Raw genomic sequence first — 17,062 nt, 5'->3', positions numbered from 1 at the left:
GGGCGGACAGCCCGCCGCCCTGTCGCCTTAGTGCGTGTGCTCGTCGAGCACCAGGTGCGCCATGCCCTTTTCCGTGGCGATACCCACTTTTTGCCCGATCGGCAACGTGGCCTTGGTCGCGACGTGACCATAGGGCAAGCCCGTCACGACGGGCACCTTGACCGTCTTGCGCAGCCACGCCACCACTTCGTGGAGGTCGTAGCCGTTGTCGTGCGCGGCCAGCTTATAGTCCGAGAAGCGCCCCAGCACGATCGCCTTTTGCTTGCCCAGGATACCGGCCTGCGCCAGCTGGATCAGCATGCGTTCGACGCGATAGGGATGCTCTGCCACGTCTTCCAGGAACAGGATGCCGCCGCGCACCTTGGGCATGTATGGAGTGCCGAGCAAAGACGTCAGCATGGCGAGATTGCCGCCCCATAGGATGCCGCGGCAGTCCACCGCATCGGCGTCCTGGGTCTCGAAGCTGAGGATTTCCAGCTCGCCGCGCATGATTTCGCCAAACAGGGCCTCGGTCAGGTCATCGACCTTCTTGCCGCCAAAGTCGTAGATTGCCGTGGCCCCGGTATAGCTGACCGCGCCGGTCTGCGCCAACAGGCCCAGGTTGAAGGCGGTGAAGTCGCTCATGCCCACGAAACGCTTGCCGCTGTCGGCCATGGCCTTCCAGTCGATGGACGGCAACAGTCGCCCCATGCCGTAGCCGCCGCGCGTCACCATCACAATGGGCAGCTTCTGCTTGGCGGCCCGCGTCAGGCTGGCCAGGCGCTGGGCGTCGGTGCCGGCGAAACGCTGGTGTTGCGCGAGCGCCGTGCGGTCCAGTGCGGTCTTGAAACCCTGCTGCTGCAGCCGTTCGCGGGCCAGATCCACCGTGGCCGGATCGCGCACCGCGGAAGACGGCGAGATCAGGTAGATGCCGCGCGCATCCGGCAGCACGTGGGCGTGGCTGTGATCATGGCCGCAGTCCTCGCCGCATTCGTGGTCGTGATGATCGTGGTCGTGGTCGTGATCGTGGACGGCGGCTTTCGCGCCGCGCGGCTTGGCGCCTTGGGATTTGCTCATGCTGCGGATTCCTTGCTGCGGCGTTCGCGGAAGAACCGGCGCAGCAGGTCGCCGCAAGGTTCGGCCAGCACGCCGCCAGTGACTGAGGTGTGATGATTGAGTTTGGGGACCGACCCGATGTCCAGCACGCTGCCGCAGGCGCCGGTCTTGGGATCGTAGGCGCCGAACACCACGCGCGCGAGCCGCGCGTGCAGCATGGCGCCGATGCACATGACGCAGGGCTCCAGCGTGACGTACACGGTGATGCCTGGCAGGCGGTAGTTTTCAAGCGCGCGCGCGGCGCTGCGCAAGGCAACGATCTCGGCGTGCGCGGTGGGGTCGTGGTCGATGATGGTGCGGTTAAAGCCGCGACCCAGGATGTCGCCCTGGGCCGACACCACCAGCGCGCCTACAGGAACCTCGCCGATGTCGTAGGCCGCCCGGGCTTGTTCCAGGGCCCGTTCCATGAAGCTGACATCTTGCGCGGTCCAGGGCTGAACCGCGGCCATGGGCAAGGCTTCAACCACGGTACACCCGGGACTTCAGCGCGATGCGGCCAGCCAGGCTGGTCACGGCCTCTTCCAGCCATTGGTAGAGCTCGGCCTGCTCGTCGTAGCGGGCCTGGTTGAGGTTCGACACCCGGCCCTCCTCGATGAAGCCCCAGGCCCGGCTGCGCTTGTCGCGATGCTTGGGATCCCAGACGCCAAAGGCGAATCCGCCGGCGCGGCGGATCAGCGAAAAACAAGGGATATCGGTGTAGCCGTCGCCGACGAACACCATCTGGTCGAAGGGAACCCGGAGACGGTCTTCGGGCACCTTGCGGTTGACCTCGAACGGCTTGTTGCGAAAGTCCCGGCCGATGATGCCTTTCTGGATGTGGAACAGGTAGCGGGTCTTGTCCGTAAAGCTGACGATACGGCGCGGAAAGGCAATGCCTCCGTCCTCGCCGTAAATGAATTCGGAAGCCCAGATCTCGGTGAACTCATGCGCGATGGGCGTGGAACGCACAACATCGCCGATGCCGCTGGAAATCAGGTAGAACTCCAGCTGCACCTGCGGCTGTTCGGCGCGCACCGCCGCGCGCAACCGCTGGAACAGCGTGGGCACTCCGTCATGCAGCTCAAGGCGGGCGCCCCAGTCCTTCAGACGCTGCTGGGTGATCAAGCCATGCTTGCCCGACTGCGAGAGCTGGATCATCTGGTACAGGTAGGCGGGCACGGGGTCCCAATCCTGTTGCGACAACAGGGGATCGACCTGATCCTTCCAGAAGGACGCCGTGTCCACGCCTATGCTTTCCAGGAAACCGGACGTGCTGTCCGAGGCCAGCGTGTCGTCGAAGTCGAAAATCAGGGCAATGACGTCGGACATGTATGTGCGTGAAAAAGGGGCGACAGCCGCCATTTTGCCTGAATGTGGCGGCGGTTGCGCCCCTTGGGGCCCGAGGGCGAAGTTCTCGCCCCCTGCCCGGAAGATTGCTTTTCTTTACTGACTGCTTTACTGACGGACCGGCGCGGTCATGGGCGTCGACGCGGGCGCGGGTGCCATGCCAGGCGCGCCAGCCGCGGGAGGCACGCTGTCAGCCGGTACCTGGATCACCGTTTCGCGCAACACACCCCCGCCCTGCACGCTACCGCGCACGTTGGTGGGCGAGGTCATCTGCGTGACGCAATCCTGGCGCGATGCGGCGGGCAGGCGGTTGCAGCGGTCAAGCATGTTCTGCTGAAGCTGATCGGTGCTGCCGTCCCTGAGGTTGTTGCGGCCCGACTCCTGGCGCGCCGCGCCCGCCTCCCGCATGCAGGCGGCCGGATCCTGGCCAGTGGCGCCGCTCTTGCAGGCGGCGATGTCCTGCTGGTACTGGGACTGAGCTGAGCCGCGGCCGGTCGCATCTGCCGCGTGGACCGCTCCCGCAGCCAGCATCAAGCCTGCAGCGCAAAGCGTCGCCGCGAGGCGTTTGGTGTGCATGGGTCGTGTAGTCATGGCCAGCTCCTTGAAGTTGATTGAACCGTCCCCCTACTATCCCACGATGACGCTTCCGCTACATGTCCAGCGACTTGAAATCGTAAGCCGACGTTTCAATTGACGCGGCGCAACATGCGCACCGTGGTTCAGCTGGCGTCGCGGTCCGCGTCAGTCTTGCTCAAGCGATTGCGGTAGGTGGCGGCGCGCATCAGCAGCATGGCGGTCACGGGCGACGACACGATCAGCAGCAGAGTGATGATGACTTCGTGAAACACCGGCCGGGCCGACAGCGCCGAAAACACCAGGATCGAAGCTCCCAGCACGCAGCCGCACCCCATGGTGTTGCCCAGGGTGGGCGCATGAATGCGCGCATAGAAGGTGCGAAAACGCAGCAAGCCGGCCGAGCCGGTGAGCGCCAGCAGGCCGCCAAGCACCAGCAGGATGCTGGCGGGTATGCCCGCCCACAACGGGATCTGTGCGTCGATCATGGCTCGATCACCTCGCCGCGCAGCAGGAAACGCGCCATCGCGGTGGAGCCGACAAAGCCGAACAATGCGATCAGCAGCGCAATATCGAAATACACGGACGTGCCGGAGCGGATGCCGAACACCAGCATGGTCAGCATGCCGTTGATGTAAAGCGTATCGAGAGCCAGCACGCGGTCCTGGGCGGTGGGACCGCGCAGCAGCCGGATGGCGGCGAAGACCATGCCCAGCGCGAAGCAGAGCAAGGCGAAGGAGGCGGCCCAGAAAAGTATGTTGTTCATTCGAAAATCTCCATCAGCGGGCGCTCGTAGCGTTCCTGAACCAGCTTGACCCAGTCGCCTTCGTTCTGCAGGTCGAGCACGTGCAGCTTGAGGCGGTGGTCGTCGGTCAGGTCCACCCAGACGGTGCCCGGCGTGTACGTGACGATGCATGCCAGCATCGCCAGGCCGTGCGGGTCGCGCATGGTCAGCGGGATCATGATGAACCCGGGCGAAAAATCATTGCGGCGCGGATTCAGGATCAGCCGCGCCACGGCGATATTGGATTTGATGATGTCGGCCGTCACGTGCAGGAACAGCGGCACGGCTTTCCACAGCCGGCGCGGCCGCGCGCGCAGCGGACGCAGGCGGGAGGCCGCCCAGGTGAACCAGAGCGCCAGCGCGATGCCCAGCGCAACCTGTCCGGCGGAGGCGCTCTCGTTGAGCACCAGCCAGAGGACAAACAGGTAGACGGGCAAGAACAGGAAGTAGAGGCGGCGCATCAGCTTCCTCCCTTGAGGCCGCGCACGGTCTGCGCGGACATGACGGCGTCGATATAGGACTTGGGCTGGTCCAGCGAGCGGGCCGCATCGTCCAGGTAGGCCGAGACGGGCCCCGCGCCGGCCGCCAGCCCCACGCAAAGCAGCAACAGCACCGCGACCGGCCCGGCTTCGATCAGACGCAGGCGCGGCGTGCTGCGGTCATCGCTGGCCCAGAACACCCGGATGCCGGTACGACCCAGCCCGATAAGGCCGGCAAACCCGGAAAGCAGCACGGCGGCCACCAGAATCCAGGCATCCATCGGCACGACCGACTCGTTGGCAGCCGATACCGCGGCGGACAGCAGCGACAGCTTCGCGACAAAGCCCGACAGGGGCGGCAGGCCTGTCACCAGCAAGGCGCAGGAAATAAAGGCCAGGCCCAGGAATGCCATGGCCGCGGGAATGGCTACGCCGACCACGTCGTCGGACCGGTTGACCGAGGCTGGATCGTCCAGGTCAAACGCGTCCAGGGTCACGGCCAGCACGTTGGCGCCAAAGCTGCGAGTCCGCTCGATCAACTCGGCCAGCAGGAAGAACGCGCCGGTCGTCAGCACCGAACTGATCAGGTAGAACAGCGCCGGACCGGTCAGCGTCACGCCCGGCATGCCCAGCGCCGTCAGAAGCGTGCCCGCAGACACGATCACGCAATAACCCACCATTTTTTCCAGCTGCTGGGTCGCCAGCAGGCCCAAGCCGCCAAACAGCAGCGTGGCCAGTCCGGCCGCGAACATCCAGTCCAGGCTGAACGCCGCCGGCGCGCCCGTGGGCAGCAGCAATGAGCCGATGCGCAGCAGCGCATAGATGCCCACCTTGGTCATGATGGAGAACATGGCTGCAATCGGCGCGCCGGCCGAGCCGTAACCCTTGACCAGCCAGAAGTTCAACGGCCAGGCGCCCGCCTTCACCAGGAAGGCCACGCCCAGGATGGCCGCGCCTGCCTCGAACAGCATGCGCTCCGCGCCCGTCAACTGTCCGGCGCGCACCGCCAGGTCCGCCATGTTCAGCGTGCCGGTCACGCCATAGATCAGCGCAATGCTGATCAGCAACAGGAAGGAGGCCACCAGGTTGACGGCGATGTACTGCAGGCCGGCGCTGACGCGCGCCACGCCGGAACCATGCAGCAGCAACCCATACGATGCCGCCAGCAGGACTTCGAAGAAGACAAAGAGGTTGAACAGATCGCCCGTGAGGAACGCGCCGCTCAGGCCCATCAGCAGGAACTGGAACAGCGAATGGAAATGGACGCCGGAGCGATCCCAGCGCGCCAGCGCATAAATGAGTGTTGCCAGGCCGAGTGTCGCGGTCAGGGTCAACATCACCGCAGCCAGGCGGTCGACCACCAGCACGATGCCGAATGGCGCGGGCCAGTCGCCCACGAGATAGACCCCTACCCCGTCGGGCCAGACGCCCGGCACCCCGCCGCCCGCAACCACCAGCAAGGCGATGGCGGCGGCCAGTTGGCCCAGGGTCGAGGCTAGCGCAATGGCGCCACGGGTGTAGCGGCGGGTATCAGCCAGCAGGAGCATCGCCGCGCCGGCTGCCAGCGGCGTGACGATGGGCAAGACAGGTAGGTGTTGCAGCCAGAAACTCAAGATTGGGACTCCCGTCCATCAACGTGGTCGGTACCCGTGAGGCCACGCGAGGCCAGCAGCACAACCAGGAACAACGCGGTGGTGGCGAAGCCGATCACGATGGCCGTCAGCACCAGCGCCTGCGGCAGCGGATCCGCATACCAGGAAGGATCATGAGCCACCGCGGGATCCACAACGGGCGGACGCCCCGAGGTCAGCCGGCCCATGCCGAAAATGAACAGGTTTACCGCATAGGAAACCAGTGACAGGCCCATGATGAACTGGAACGTCCGGGGCCGCAGCAGCAGCCAGACGCCCGAGCCCGCCAAGACACCGATAGCGATGGCGTATATCAATTCCATCAGGCTTCCCCTGTTTGTGCGGCGGCCGCCTGGATTTCGGCGGCTGCCTTGCGTTGCGCGCGCAGCGATTGGTGAGCCAGCGCCACCAGCACCAGCACGGTCGATCCCACGACCAGCATGTAGACACCCAGGTCGAAGAGCAGCACGCTGGACAGATGCACATGGCCGACCAGCGGCAGCGCGATGTCCCACGACAGCGCCGCCAGGAAAGGCTTGTAGGCCAGCCACGCGATCACCGCGGCGGAGCCCGCGAAAAGCAGGCCGATGCCGATCCAGTTCTGCGGGTTGAGGCGGCTGCGCGACTCCACCCAGTAGACCCCGCCGACCATGTATTGCAGGATGACCGCGGTGGCAAATATCAGCCCGCCCACGAAACCGCCGCCAGGTTGGTTGTGGCCGCGCAGCAGGAAATACACGGAGATCAAGGCCGCGGTGGGCAGCAGCAGGCGCACCAGCACGGTGGGCACCATCATCGAACCGGCAGGCACCAGCGACTTGATGTCCGGCGCGGCGGGCACGCCCCCGTCCTGGTCGATCTGCTGGCGCGGCAGGTCCGCGCTCTCCGCGGCCGGACGGAAGCGGCGCAGCAGCGCATAGACCGTCAGGGCCACGATACCCAATACCGTAATCTCGCCGAATGTATCGAAGCCGCGGAAATCCACCAGGATGACGTTCACGACATTGGTGCCGCCGCCATCGGGCAGCGCGCGGTCCACGAAATACGAGGAAATGGTGTCGCCTTGCGGGCGCACCAGCACTGCGTAGGCCAGCGCGGCCATGCCCGTGCCGGCGGCGCCAGCCATCAGCAGGTCGCGCAGGCGGCGACCACGCGCGCGCAGCGTGACCTTCAGGCTTTCGTCCTCGTCCTGCGCGATGCGACGCGGCAGCCAGCGCAGGCCCAGCAGCAACAGCACCAGCGTCACCACCTCGACCGACAGCTGGGTCAACGCCAGGTCGGGTGCCGAGAACCAGACGAAGGTCAGGCAGGTGATCAGCCCCGCCCCCCCGGCCAGCGCCAGCGATGCCAGGCGGTGGTACTTCGCCTGGTAGGCCGCGGCCAGCGCACAACCCGCTCCCACCAACCACAGCAAGGCGAACGCCGGATCTATCGGAGTCATGCGGCCGGTGCCTTCGAGCCAGCCGCCCGCACGCAGCGGCAGCCAGGCCACGAACAGCGTCCCCAGCACGATCAGCAGCATCTGCACTTGCAAACGCGAAGACGCGAGCCAGCGCAGCAGCCAGGCGGCGGCAACACTGGAGCCGTCCAGCAGCGCTTCGAAAGTGCGGCGGCCATCCAGCCGGTAGATGAACGGCACCCTGCCCGGCTTGGCGCGCTGATGCGCGCGCAAGGCCAGATACAGCAGGATGCCGGCCATGGTGGCGACCAGGCTCATGACCAGCGGCAGGTTCAGCCCGTGCCAGACGGCCAGGCTGTACTCGGGCATGTCCTGGCCCAGAATGCTCTGGGCTGCGGTCGCGAGGAAGGGACCGACCGTCAGGCCGGGCACCACGCCCACCAGCAGACAGATGGCGACGAGCAGCGCGCTGGGAAACAGCATCCAGCGCGGCGGCTCATGCGGCGCGCGCGGCAGGTCGGTCGCTGGCGGGCCGAAGAACACCTGCAGGATGAAACGCAGCGAATAGGCCACGCTGAACGCCCCGGCGATCGTCGCCAGCAGCGGCAGGCCGATCTCGGTAAGGCGATCGCCGCTGACGAAAGTCGTTTCGGCAAAGAACATTTCCTTGGACAGGAAGCCGTTTAGCAGCGGCACGCCGGCCATGGATGCGGCCGCCACCATCGCCAGCGTGGCGGTGATGGGCATCGCCTTGTACAGCCCCGACAACCGGCTCAGGTCGCGCGTGCCGGTTTCGTGGTCCACAATGCCGGCCGCCATGAACAAGGAGGCCTTGAACGTGGCGTGGTTGATCATGTGGAAAATGGCCGCGACCAGCGCCAGCGGGCTATTCAGGCCCAGCAACAGCGTAATCAGTCCCAGGTGGCTGATAGTGGAATACGCCAGCACGCCCTTCATGTCCTGCTGGAAGATCGCGGCATAGGCTCCCAGCACCAGTGTGATCAAGCCTGCCCCGCCGATGATCCAGAACCACTCGTCCGTGCCGGCGAGCACTGGCCAGAAACGCGCCAGCAGGAACACACCCGCTTTCACCATCGTGGCCGAGTGCAGGTAAGCCGACACCGGCGTGGGCGCGGCCATGGCGTTGGGCAGCCAGAAATGAAAGGGAAACTGTGCGCTCTTGGTCAATGCGCCCAGCGCCACCAGGATCAGCACGGCCGGATACCAGGGATCGGCGCGCACCAGGTCGCCCGCCGCCAACACGCGGTCCATGTCGTAGCTGCCAACAATATGGCCGAGGATGAGCACGCCGGCCAGCAGGCACAGCCCGCCCCCGCCCGTGACCGTCAGCGCCATGCGCGCGCCACGGCGGGCGTCCAGGCGGTGGTGCCAATAGGCGATCAGCATGAAGGACGCCAGGCTGGTCATTTCCCAGAACATGACCAGTTGGATCAGGTTGCCCGATAGCACCACGCCCAGCATGGCGGCCATGAAGGCCTGGAAAAAAGAAAAAAAGCGCGGGACCGGATCCTCCGGCGACATGTAGTAGCGGGCGTACAGCACCACCAGCGCGCCCATGGCGGACACGATCAGGGCGAACAGCCAGGCGTAGCCGTCCATGCGCAGGGTGAACTGCAGGCCCAGGGCGGGCGCCCAGGGCATGTCGAAGCGGACCACTCCGCCATTGGCGACTTCGGGATAGAGGCTGGCGACCAGAACCACACAGACCAGGGCGATGAGGCCTGCCAACCACGCCTCGGCATTGCGGGCGTTGGATGGCAGCAGCGCGGCGCACAGGCTGCCGGCAAACGGCAGAGCGAGGATCAGGATCAGCGACATGGCGTTCCGAGAGTGTCCGGGCCCCCTCCCGCCAGCGCAAGGCAGCGAAAGACGAACAGACCGGGGATTGAAAAACGGACGGAACCCTGGCCCGGTGCGTCGCTGCACTACACGTTGCCCCGCGGGGGACATCAACCAACGCCATTGAACGGCGCAGACAGAAACAAACGCAATAGCTTTCTTGCAAGACCGGCCAAGAATCTCATACGAAAAATATCAGATTCTTGTAAGTTATGCAGAGATTTATGTGTTTACCACGTGGATGACGGCAAGATAGATGCGCAATCCTTGCGCAATTGAAATATTCCAGAAGCCATTCATGTCTTTGTCAGCATTGGATTTTTTCGTCTACTCCATGCTTCTTCCGACAACAACGCCACAAAAAAATAACCCTGGGCAACCCGGGGTCTCTCCGGGTTGACCACCGAATATTTACTGTGTGGAATGGCGCCCATGAAGCATCGACCGCGCCAGCATCCCGGCCGGACAGGCTTCACCGACGCCGGCCCAAGAAGCCGGCCGGGTCGGAAATTCAATAATATGGAGAAGACTCTTGACCGTGCTGTCCCAAGCAAAGGCCATCCTGGCCGCCGCAATCGCGGGCGTCTGCCTTAGCACCGCCGCGCAGGCCGCCGACCCCTATCCCAACAAGCCCATCCGCCTTATCGTCCCCTTCGCGGCCGGCGGCACGACCGACATCGTGGCGCGCATCGTCGCCGAAGGCCTGGGCCGAGAACTCGGCCAGGCCGTCGTCGTCGAGAACCGTGGCGGCGGCGGCGGCTCGATCGGCGCCGATGCCCTGGCCCGCTCCACGCCCGACGGCTACACCCTGGGCGTGGCCACCGTCAGCACCATGGCCACCAACCCGGCCACCAATCCCAAGAACCCGTACGACCCGCTCAAGGACTTCTCCCCCATCACCAATATGGTGAACGTCCCCAACGTGCTGACGGTCAACCCGGCGGTGCCGGCCAAGAACCTGGCCGAATTCATCGCCCTGCTGAAGGCCAACCCCGGCAAGTACGCCTACGCGTCCTCGGGCGCGGGCGGCATCGGCCACCTGGACGGCGAACTGTTCAAATCGCTGACCAAGACCGACATGGTGCACGTGCCGTACCGCGGCTCGGGCCCGGCGCTCAACGACGTGATTGCCGGCCAGGTCAACGCCCAGTTCGACAACCTGCCCTCCTCCATGCCCCACATCCAGGCCGGCAAGCTGCGCGCCCTGGCCGTGGCCGCGCCCAAGCGCCTGCCCGCGCTGCCGGACGTCCCCACCTTCTCCGAAGGCGGCCTGCCGGAAATGGACAACATGGCCTGGTACGGCCTGGTCGCGCCCGCGGGCACGCCGCAGGCCGTGATCGACCGCATCCATGACGCCGCCGTCAAGGCGCTCAAGGATCCGAAGATCGTTCAACGCCTGGCCGACGGCGGCTCGCTGGTGGACGGCAACACGCCCGCCGAGTATGCCGCCCAGATCAAGCGCGAGCTGGAACTGCGCCAGCGCATCGCCAAGGAACGCAACATCCAGTCGACGAACTGACCGCCCATCGACCGCGCGCCGGCCCAGCCCGGCGCCCGCCCCCAAAGCCGGCCTGTTTCCCAGGCCGGTTTTTTTCATCACCGTCCTGCGCCGCCGCCATTCCGAGGCCCCCGCTTGACTGCAATCGCCCCGGTGGTAGCATGTGCGACCGTGCGATCCCATCTTTTCTCCCCTCCCTGCGCCGCCTGTGCGCTTTGCGCCCTGCGCTCGACCCTGTTGAGCTCGCAGGAAGTCGCCGCGCGCTCCGCCTACGCGCGATCCAAGCCCGGCTAATCGCCCGCTTTTCCCCTTTCTGATTCTTGTACCGGCCCGCCGCCGGCTGCCTGCGCACATCCGCGCATTGCGCAGCCTTGCTGCCGGCCGGCGGACGCCCTGCCGCGTGGCCGGGCTATCCGTCTCGTCCCTCTGTCGCACGCCGTCGCCGGCTTGCCGCCAGGCCACGCACCGACCTATTCCAAGCGCCATGCAACTCACCAAGAACTTCGTCAAAGCCAAGAACCCCTGCGCGGGCGGCTACAAATGGTTCATCCGCGACCACAACGGCCAGGGAGACTACCAAGCCGTGCTTGACGCCTTGGTCGCCGACGGACGCGTCAGCGACGCCTGCTGGCTGCTGGACCAGTTCGGTCCCACCGACGCCGTGCTGCGGCTGGATTCCGTCGACGCCAACGCGATCGTCTTTGCCGGCACGCTCGAAGTGCGCATGGGCATCAACGTGGACAGCGTGGTGCGCGCCGGGCGCAGCATCGTCACGGGCGGCGGCATCCGGGCCGGCGAAACCATCCAGGCCGGCGAGAACATCACCGCCGGGGCCAACATCGCCAGCGGCGGCAACCTGCGCGCGGGCGGCGACGTCACCGCCGACTGGGGCATCGAGACGGCCACGCGCCTCGATTGCAGCGGCAACGTGCGCGCCAAATGGGACATCTGCGCCGGGCAGGACCTGGCAGTCACCGGCCACTTGCATGCCGGACAAGATGTGCAGACGCAAGGCGCCATCAAGTGCGGCCAGGGCATCAAAGCCGGCGGCGACGTGCGCGCCGAAAAGGAAATTGACGCGGCCTGCGGCATCCAGGCCGGCGGCTCCATCCACTGCGGCGACCACCTCGCCTCCGGCTGGGGCCTGATCGCCGGCATGGACATCCGCGCCGAGGGCTCGATCCGCGCTGGCGAAGGCGTGCAAGCCGAAGGCGTGATCGAGGCTGGCGCCGGCCACGGCATCTACGCCGGCCTGAGCGTCCGCCTGGACGCCTGGTCCGCCTGCGCCCGGGTGGTGGCGCAGAGCCGGCCCCAACAGTTGGTCAGCGGACACTGGGACGGCCAGGACAGCGCGGCCTACGCATGACGGCGGGTCACTGGCGCCCTTATGCACTCCTTGCTGCCGGGCTGCGCAACACCAGCATCAGTCCCAGCAGGATCGCCCCCAACCCGCCCAGGCTCAGCACCGATAGGCGGTTGCCGAGGATCAGGTAGTCGAGGACGGCCGTGCCGGCGGGAACCAGATAGAACAGGCTTGTGACGTTGACGAGGTTGCCCGCCTGGATCATGCGGTAGAACAGCAAGGTCGCGCCTACCGAAATCACCAGGCCCATCCAGATCAACGGAATGACAAAACCCGCCACCCACTCCACCTGGATCGGCTGGAACGGGACAAACAGCAAGCACAGGGCCAGGCTGACCGCATACTGCAATGGCATGACGTCCATCGGTGCCTGGCGTACCCGCTTCTGAAGAATGGCCCCGACCGTCATGCAAAGCAGCGCCGCGAGTGCGCTGACCATGCCCGCCACTGAAAAGCGCGCCATGCCTATGCTTTGCGAAACCACCATCACCAGCCCACACAAGGCCAGCAACAGGCCGGCCAGGCGCGGCGGTGAGTAGCGCCGTTCCATGACGGCAAGCGTCAGGATGGGCTGCGCGCCCAGCAACGTTGCCAGCACCCCTGGCGTGATGCCATGGTCCAGCGCCAGCAAGTAGCAGATGGAATAGCCCCCAATGAGCAGCAAGCCAGTGGCCGCCACGGTGAGGCGTGTGCCGGGTTCGGGCAGCCAGCGCCGCCGCCACGCGCAGACCAGCAGCAGCACGGCAAGGGCCAAGGTGAAGCGCAGCAGCAAAAAGCCGAAGGCGGAGGCGTGAAACAGCCCCCATTTGGCGAAAATCGCGCCGCCGCTCCACAGCAGCACGAACAAGGAAGTGGATCCGTAAGCGGTCCACGCGTTTCTATCGGAAGACATGAGGTTTCTACCTGTCGGTGTATTAACAGGCTCCGGCCCCGTCCGCGCAGGCGGACGCAAACGCGCAAGACGGACGCAATCGCGTCAAGACGTCTGGCGAATCGCTTCAGGAAGGGGCTGGAGTCGGGTCGCGGACGGCGTCAGCCGACGACGGCCGCGGAAGGCGGATATGCGCCCGAGACCACGCCGCAAGGCGGCGCGACCGGCGGCGATACCACCGTGGACACGACAGGAGAAAAACCGGGGGAAACAGCAGAGTGCCGGGACGCCTCGCGCGCGCGATCACCCGCTGCAACGGCAGCGGCGGCGAAGTCGGCGTGAGGCGTGTGGGAAGGCATGGGGCGTAGCCTACCGGCTGCGCGCAATGCGGTCAAGCGATGCGCCGCTGCTCCACCCCCATATCGCGCCATGCTTCGCCGTGGCACGTGAACATCAGGATCTGATGCCGGGTGGCGGCGTCGAACAGCGCGCGCTTCATGAAGTCGCGCCGCGCATCGTCCGTGTGGACGAGCGCGTCGTCCAGCAGCAGCAATGTCGGCCGCCCGGCTTCGCGCAACAGGTCCGCGTAGGCGAAGCGGGCCAGGATCCCCAGCTGTTCCCGGGTGCCAAAGCTGAGGGCGGACAACAAGTCCTCGCCGCCACCGCGGCGCAGCGCCGTGGGTAGCAAGGCATCGTCCAGCCTCAGGTCTGCCTCGGGAAACAGCAGTGCCAGATAATGGTTCAGCCTGCTCGCCAATGGCGCCTGCAGGCGCTGCGTGGCGGCCGCGCGCTTATCCGCCAACAATTTCTGCAAGAGTTCGAGGGCGGCTGCGCGGCGGGAAAAATCTGCCCGACGGCGTTCCAGGCGTTCGCAGGCGGCCTCGGACTCTGACAGGCGTTCGCCCAGGCCTTGTGCGCCCGCCTGATCGAGTTTGCCCTGCAATTGCAGGATGTCGCCGTGGCGCTTGTGTTGCGCATCGCGCTCAATGGCGGCGGACTTCTCGTAGCGCAGCACGTCCTGTTCGGCGAGTTCGGGACGATGGCCGGCCAAGGCGGCCTGCGCCGCATTCACTCGGCGCTCCAGCTCGTCGTGGCTGCTGCGCGCTTCCGCGAGACGGCCTGCGCGGGCCTGCCGTTGGGCCTCGCGCTCGGACGAGCGCAGATCCGCACTGCGGGCGGCGGCCTGGCCTTCCAGCAATTGGGCTCGTGCACTGTCGGCATCCAAGGCGCGCTGCGCCGCGGCCAGCGCGCTCTCGGCCTGCGCGGATACGGTCTCGGCCTGGCGCAGGGTCTGCAGCGCCGCGGGCAGATCGCCGCCGTCCGTGTCCGCCAAGGGCGGCAGTTTGTCCAGGCGTTCTTGCAGCTGCGCGCGCCGCGCGAGCGCATCGTCGCGTTGGCCGCGCAGGACGTCCACGCCTTTGGGCGCATGAATGCCCAGCGTCTTGCGCATGCCGTCCAGCTCGCGCAGCAAGGCGCCGTGGCGGGCATGGCGTTGCTCCGCCTGTGCCAGCGATTCGACACCCAGTCGATTGAGCAAGGCCGAGCAGGCCTGCCCTGCCGCGTCGATTTCGCGCTTCAGGGCGGGCAGGTCCTTGCCGCCAGGTTCGATGCGAAAACGTCCGACGCCCGGCAAATTAAGCTCGGCCGCCGCGGTCAGCAACACTTCATCCGCCCCGCTCAGGACCCGGCCGTCCAACCGCGCCTGGCCGCCGGCTTCCAGTTGATAGGAAAGGCGCGTGGCGCTGGCCTGCTGTTGCAACTGCAGATTGGCCAGCTCGCGTTCGCATTTGCGCAACGCCTCGATGTCGGCATCGGCGATCTCGATCCGCATGGTCTCCGCCTTCAGCGCGGAACCTTGCTCGATCAGCGCGGTGACTTCTTTCAACGCGCCATCCAGGCGGTCGATCTCCGTGCTGAGCTGGACCCATTGATGTTCCAGGTCGCGCCGGTCGGCCACGGCCTGCAGGGCTGTGACGCGCTGGCGCGCCGCGTCCACCGCGGCTGCATGCGCCTGCCGCTGGTGTTGCGCGCGCGCCAGGGGTTCGCGGGCGGCATCAACGCGGGCGCGAGCGGTGCGAGCCTCTTCGGCCAACGCCTGAAGTTCGGCCTCGTCCTGCTGGTCGCGCCGGACCTGATCCTGCAACAGCGCCAGCGTCTGCGCCGCTTGCGCCTGTTCGCGGCGCAAGCCTTCGAAGGCCTCGCGCTCCTTGGCCAGAGCCGCCAGACGCGCACGCGCCTCGGCCGCCTTGGCCTCGAAATCCTTCCAGGGCTCTTCGAGCTGGGCGCGCTCATGGTCGCGCCGCAACTCGGCCAAGCGGTCCACGTCCGCATTCAGTTGCGTCATGGCCCGCGCGCATTCGTCTCGTTCCGCGGCGGCGCGCGCAAGCGCGTCCTCGACTTCCTTGTACGCGCCCTTGGGGCGGCCGTTGCGCGCGTCCAGCAGCGCGCCGCGCTCGGCGGCCACGCGTTCATACAAGCGGTCCCCATCACCGGAAGCGAGTTCGCCGGACAACTGGGTCAATGCATCGCGCAGATGCGCGCCCGCATAACCGGCCGCTTCCTGCAGGTTTTGGCCATCGCCCTGCTGAATCCACAACAGGCCTGGTATGCCCGCCAGATCCGGCTTGCTCTGGCCGCGCCCGGGCAACTCGAAGCCCAGCAGTGCGGCCAACGCGTTCTCAGCCTCTTCGCCGTCCAGACGCTGCGCGCCGCCGTCGATCAGCAGTTCGCAACGGGCGCGGGACAGGAACTGCTTTTTCAGCACGTAACTGTGCCCGGCGTGCGTGAATTCCAGTTCCACGCTGGGCCGCGCGCCGGATTCGCCATGCGGCGCCAGGTCGGCGACTTTGCTGGTGCTGTAGCGTTCAAGAAAGGCGGAACGGATCGCCGCGGCGACGGTACTTTTGCCGGCCTCGTTGGGCCCCACGAACAGGTTCAGGCCGCCCTGCAGCCCATCCAGCACCATGGGCTGGCGGAATTTGCGGAACTCTTCCAGGGCGATGCGCGCAAGCTTCATTTGACGGCTCCCGACGCCGCGCTTTCCCTCTGGAAACGAAGCAGTAGCCGCAAGGCCTCGCCGGCTACCGCGGCTTGGTCCGGATCCGTCTGCAACGCCTGCAATTGCGCCGCCACCTCGCCCACGTAGCCGCTGGCGCGGAGTTCCGCGAGATCGGCCTCGTCGGGCTCCAGCAGCAAGCCCGAGAGGTCCGGCAGCAACGCCCGCACCTGGGCGGCCGCCTGGTCCACGGCGCCCTGCAAAGCTTCCCAGGTTTCCATGTTGACGTGCCCTTGCACATCCAGGCGCAACACGTCCTCGGCGCGCAGTTCTGCCAGGCGCGCGGCCAGCGCCTGCGCGTCCGAAGGCAGGCTCAGCGTTTCGGACCACGCCAACCAGCGGTACTTGCCCGTCGGAACCCGCTCGACGAGGGGCACGGCTCCTGGCCCGTCGATACGCACATGGAGGGCATAACCGGGTTCGTTGCCCCGAAAGCGATCCTGTTCCGGCGTGCCGGCATACCAAGTGTGTTCATCGATGGCAAGGCAGCCATGCCAGTCGCCCAGCGCCAGGTAGTCCAGGCGCGCGCGCGATGCGCGGTCGGCAGCGATGGGGTTGGTGGCATCTATGGTGTCTGGCAGGCGGCCGGCCACGCTGCCGTGCGCCAGGCCAACGCGGATGCGGCCGGTCTGCGTTTCCATCGCGTCGAAGGCCTGCGTCACGTCGTCATAGGTATGGCGTTGCGTCAATGGCGCGGCCAGCACGGCGAGGTTGGCGCTGTCCAGATCCACCACGCCGCTGCGCAGCGGCACATGCACGTTGGATGGAATGCAGCCCAGCTGCGCCGCCCTGCTCCACACGCTCTCGGCGAGCGCCGCATCATGGTTGCCGGCGATCATGACCCACGGCCCGGCGTATGCCGCCATGGCGCCGAACAAGCGGCGTATCGTCCGGTCCGAGACGCCCTGGGTATCGAAAACGTCGCCCGCCACCAGCACGGCGTCCACGCCGCGCTCGGCGGCCAGCGTCGCGATGCGGGCGACGACATCGAAGCGGGCCTCGGCCAGTATGGCGGCGTCTTCGGTTTCAAACTGGCCGTACTGTCGGCCGATCTGCCAGTCGGCGGTGTGCAGGAAATGGGTCATGCGGGCCATTGTAGATGGCCCGTGCGCGGGATCGGCGGCGGAA

15 protein-coding genes are annotated in these 17,062 nt (G+C 66.5%); 2 read left to right on the top strand and 13 right to left on the bottom strand.

Annotated features, from left to right (window positions below):
* Window positions 1–27: 27 nt before the first annotated feature.
* From CEY08_RS10765 to CEY08_RS10720, 10 genes are all read right to left on the bottom strand, one after another.
* Window positions 28–1,056: an LD-carboxypeptidase gene (locus CEY08_RS10765; protein WP_076813738.1), complete on the bottom strand. Its 1,029-nt coding sequence runs from the start codon at window positions 1,054–1,056 to the stop codon at window positions 28–30.
* Window positions 1,053–1,544, bottom strand: coding sequence for a tRNA adenosine(34) deaminase TadA (tadA, locus tag CEY08_RS10760; RefSeq protein ID WP_063640119.1), 492 nt, complete (start codon window positions 1,542–1,544; stop codon window positions 1,053–1,055). The genes CEY08_RS10765 and tadA overlap by 4 nt, the downstream gene beginning before the upstream one ends.
* Before the next feature lie 10 nt (window positions 1,545–1,554).
* Complete coding sequence (locus CEY08_RS10755; RefSeq protein WP_042793748.1) at window positions 1,555–2,403, bottom strand: HAD family hydrolase; 849 nt, start codon at window positions 2,401–2,403, stop codon at window positions 1,555–1,557.
* 126 nt (window positions 2,404–2,529) lie between these two features.
* The gene (locus tag CEY08_RS10750) at window positions 2,530–3,012 is read right to left on the bottom strand and encodes a hypothetical protein (RefSeq protein WP_082884542.1); all 483 of its coding nucleotides are present in this window, start codon (window positions 3,010–3,012) and stop codon (window positions 2,530–2,532) included.
* Window positions 3,013–3,140: 128 nt separating this feature from the next.
* Complete coding sequence (mnhG, locus tag CEY08_RS10745) at window positions 3,141–3,482, bottom strand: monovalent cation/H(+) antiporter subunit G (RefSeq protein WP_042793750.1); 342 nt, start codon at window positions 3,480–3,482, stop codon at window positions 3,141–3,143.
* Window positions 3,479–3,760, bottom strand: coding sequence for a K+/H+ antiporter subunit F (locus CEY08_RS10740; RefSeq protein ID WP_042793751.1), 282 nt, complete (start codon window positions 3,758–3,760; stop codon window positions 3,479–3,481). The genes mnhG and CEY08_RS10740 overlap by 4 nt, the downstream gene beginning before the upstream one ends.
* Window positions 3,757–4,239: a Na+/H+ antiporter subunit E gene (locus CEY08_RS10735; protein ID WP_042793752.1), complete on the bottom strand. Its 483-nt coding sequence runs from the start codon at window positions 4,237–4,239 to the stop codon at window positions 3,757–3,759. Before CEY08_RS10735 ends, CEY08_RS10740 begins: the two co-directional genes overlap by 4 nt.
* The gene (locus tag CEY08_RS10730; RefSeq protein WP_076813741.1) at window positions 4,239–5,870 is read right to left on the bottom strand and encodes a monovalent cation/H+ antiporter subunit D; all 1,632 of its coding nucleotides are present in this window, start codon (window positions 5,868–5,870) and stop codon (window positions 4,239–4,241) included. The genes CEY08_RS10735 and CEY08_RS10730 overlap by 1 nt, the downstream gene beginning before the upstream one ends.
* Window positions 5,867–6,211, bottom strand: a complete 345-nt coding sequence (locus tag CEY08_RS10725; protein WP_013394081.1) for a Na+/H+ antiporter subunit C — start codon at window positions 6,209–6,211, stop codon at window positions 5,867–5,869. Before CEY08_RS10725 ends, CEY08_RS10730 begins: the two co-directional genes overlap by 4 nt.
* Window positions 6,211–9,126 carry a monovalent cation/H+ antiporter subunit A gene (locus CEY08_RS10720; protein WP_076813743.1) on the bottom strand — a complete coding sequence of 972 codons (2,916 nt, stop codon included), beginning with the start codon at window positions 9,124–9,126 and terminating at the stop codon, window positions 6,211–6,213. Before CEY08_RS10720 ends, CEY08_RS10725 begins: the two co-directional genes overlap by 1 nt.
* A gap of 553 nt (window positions 9,127–9,679) precedes the next feature.
* Here CEY08_RS10720 and CEY08_RS10715 point away from each other — a divergent pair.
* Window positions 9,680–10,666, top strand: coding sequence for a Bug family tripartite tricarboxylate transporter substrate binding protein (locus CEY08_RS10715; protein ID WP_076813745.1), 987 nt, complete (start codon window positions 9,680–9,682; stop codon window positions 10,664–10,666).
* 463 nt (window positions 10,667–11,129) lie between these two features.
* A complete protein-coding gene (locus CEY08_RS10710; protein ID WP_076813747.1) occupies window positions 11,130–12,011 on the top strand; it encodes a hypothetical protein in 882 nt (293 codons plus the stop codon).
* Window positions 12,012–12,030: 19 nt separating this feature from the next.
* Here CEY08_RS10710 and CEY08_RS10705 read toward each other — a convergent pair whose 3' ends face one another.
* From CEY08_RS10705 to CEY08_RS10695, 3 genes are all read right to left on the bottom strand, one after another.
* Complete coding sequence (locus CEY08_RS10705; RefSeq protein WP_076813749.1) at window positions 12,031–12,900, bottom strand: DMT family transporter; 870 nt, start codon at window positions 12,898–12,900, stop codon at window positions 12,031–12,033.
* 370 nt (window positions 12,901–13,270) lie between these two features.
* Window positions 13,271–15,895, bottom strand: coding sequence for an AAA family ATPase (locus CEY08_RS10700; protein ID WP_076813751.1), 2,625 nt, complete (start codon window positions 15,893–15,895; stop codon window positions 13,271–13,273).
* A complete protein-coding gene (locus CEY08_RS10695) occupies window positions 15,892–17,019 on the bottom strand; it encodes a metallophosphoesterase family protein (protein WP_063640143.1) in 1,128 nt (375 codons plus the stop codon). The genes CEY08_RS10700 and CEY08_RS10695 overlap by 4 nt, the downstream gene beginning before the upstream one ends.
* Window positions 17,020–17,062 lie beyond the last annotated feature (43 nt).

It is taken from the genome of Achromobacter insolitus (assembly GCF_002209555.1).
In the GTDB taxonomy this organism is placed as follows: Bacteria; Pseudomonadota; Gammaproteobacteria; order Burkholderiales; family Burkholderiaceae_B; genus Achromobacter; species Achromobacter insolitus.
This window is presented reverse-complemented; position numbering and strand designations above follow the sequence as displayed.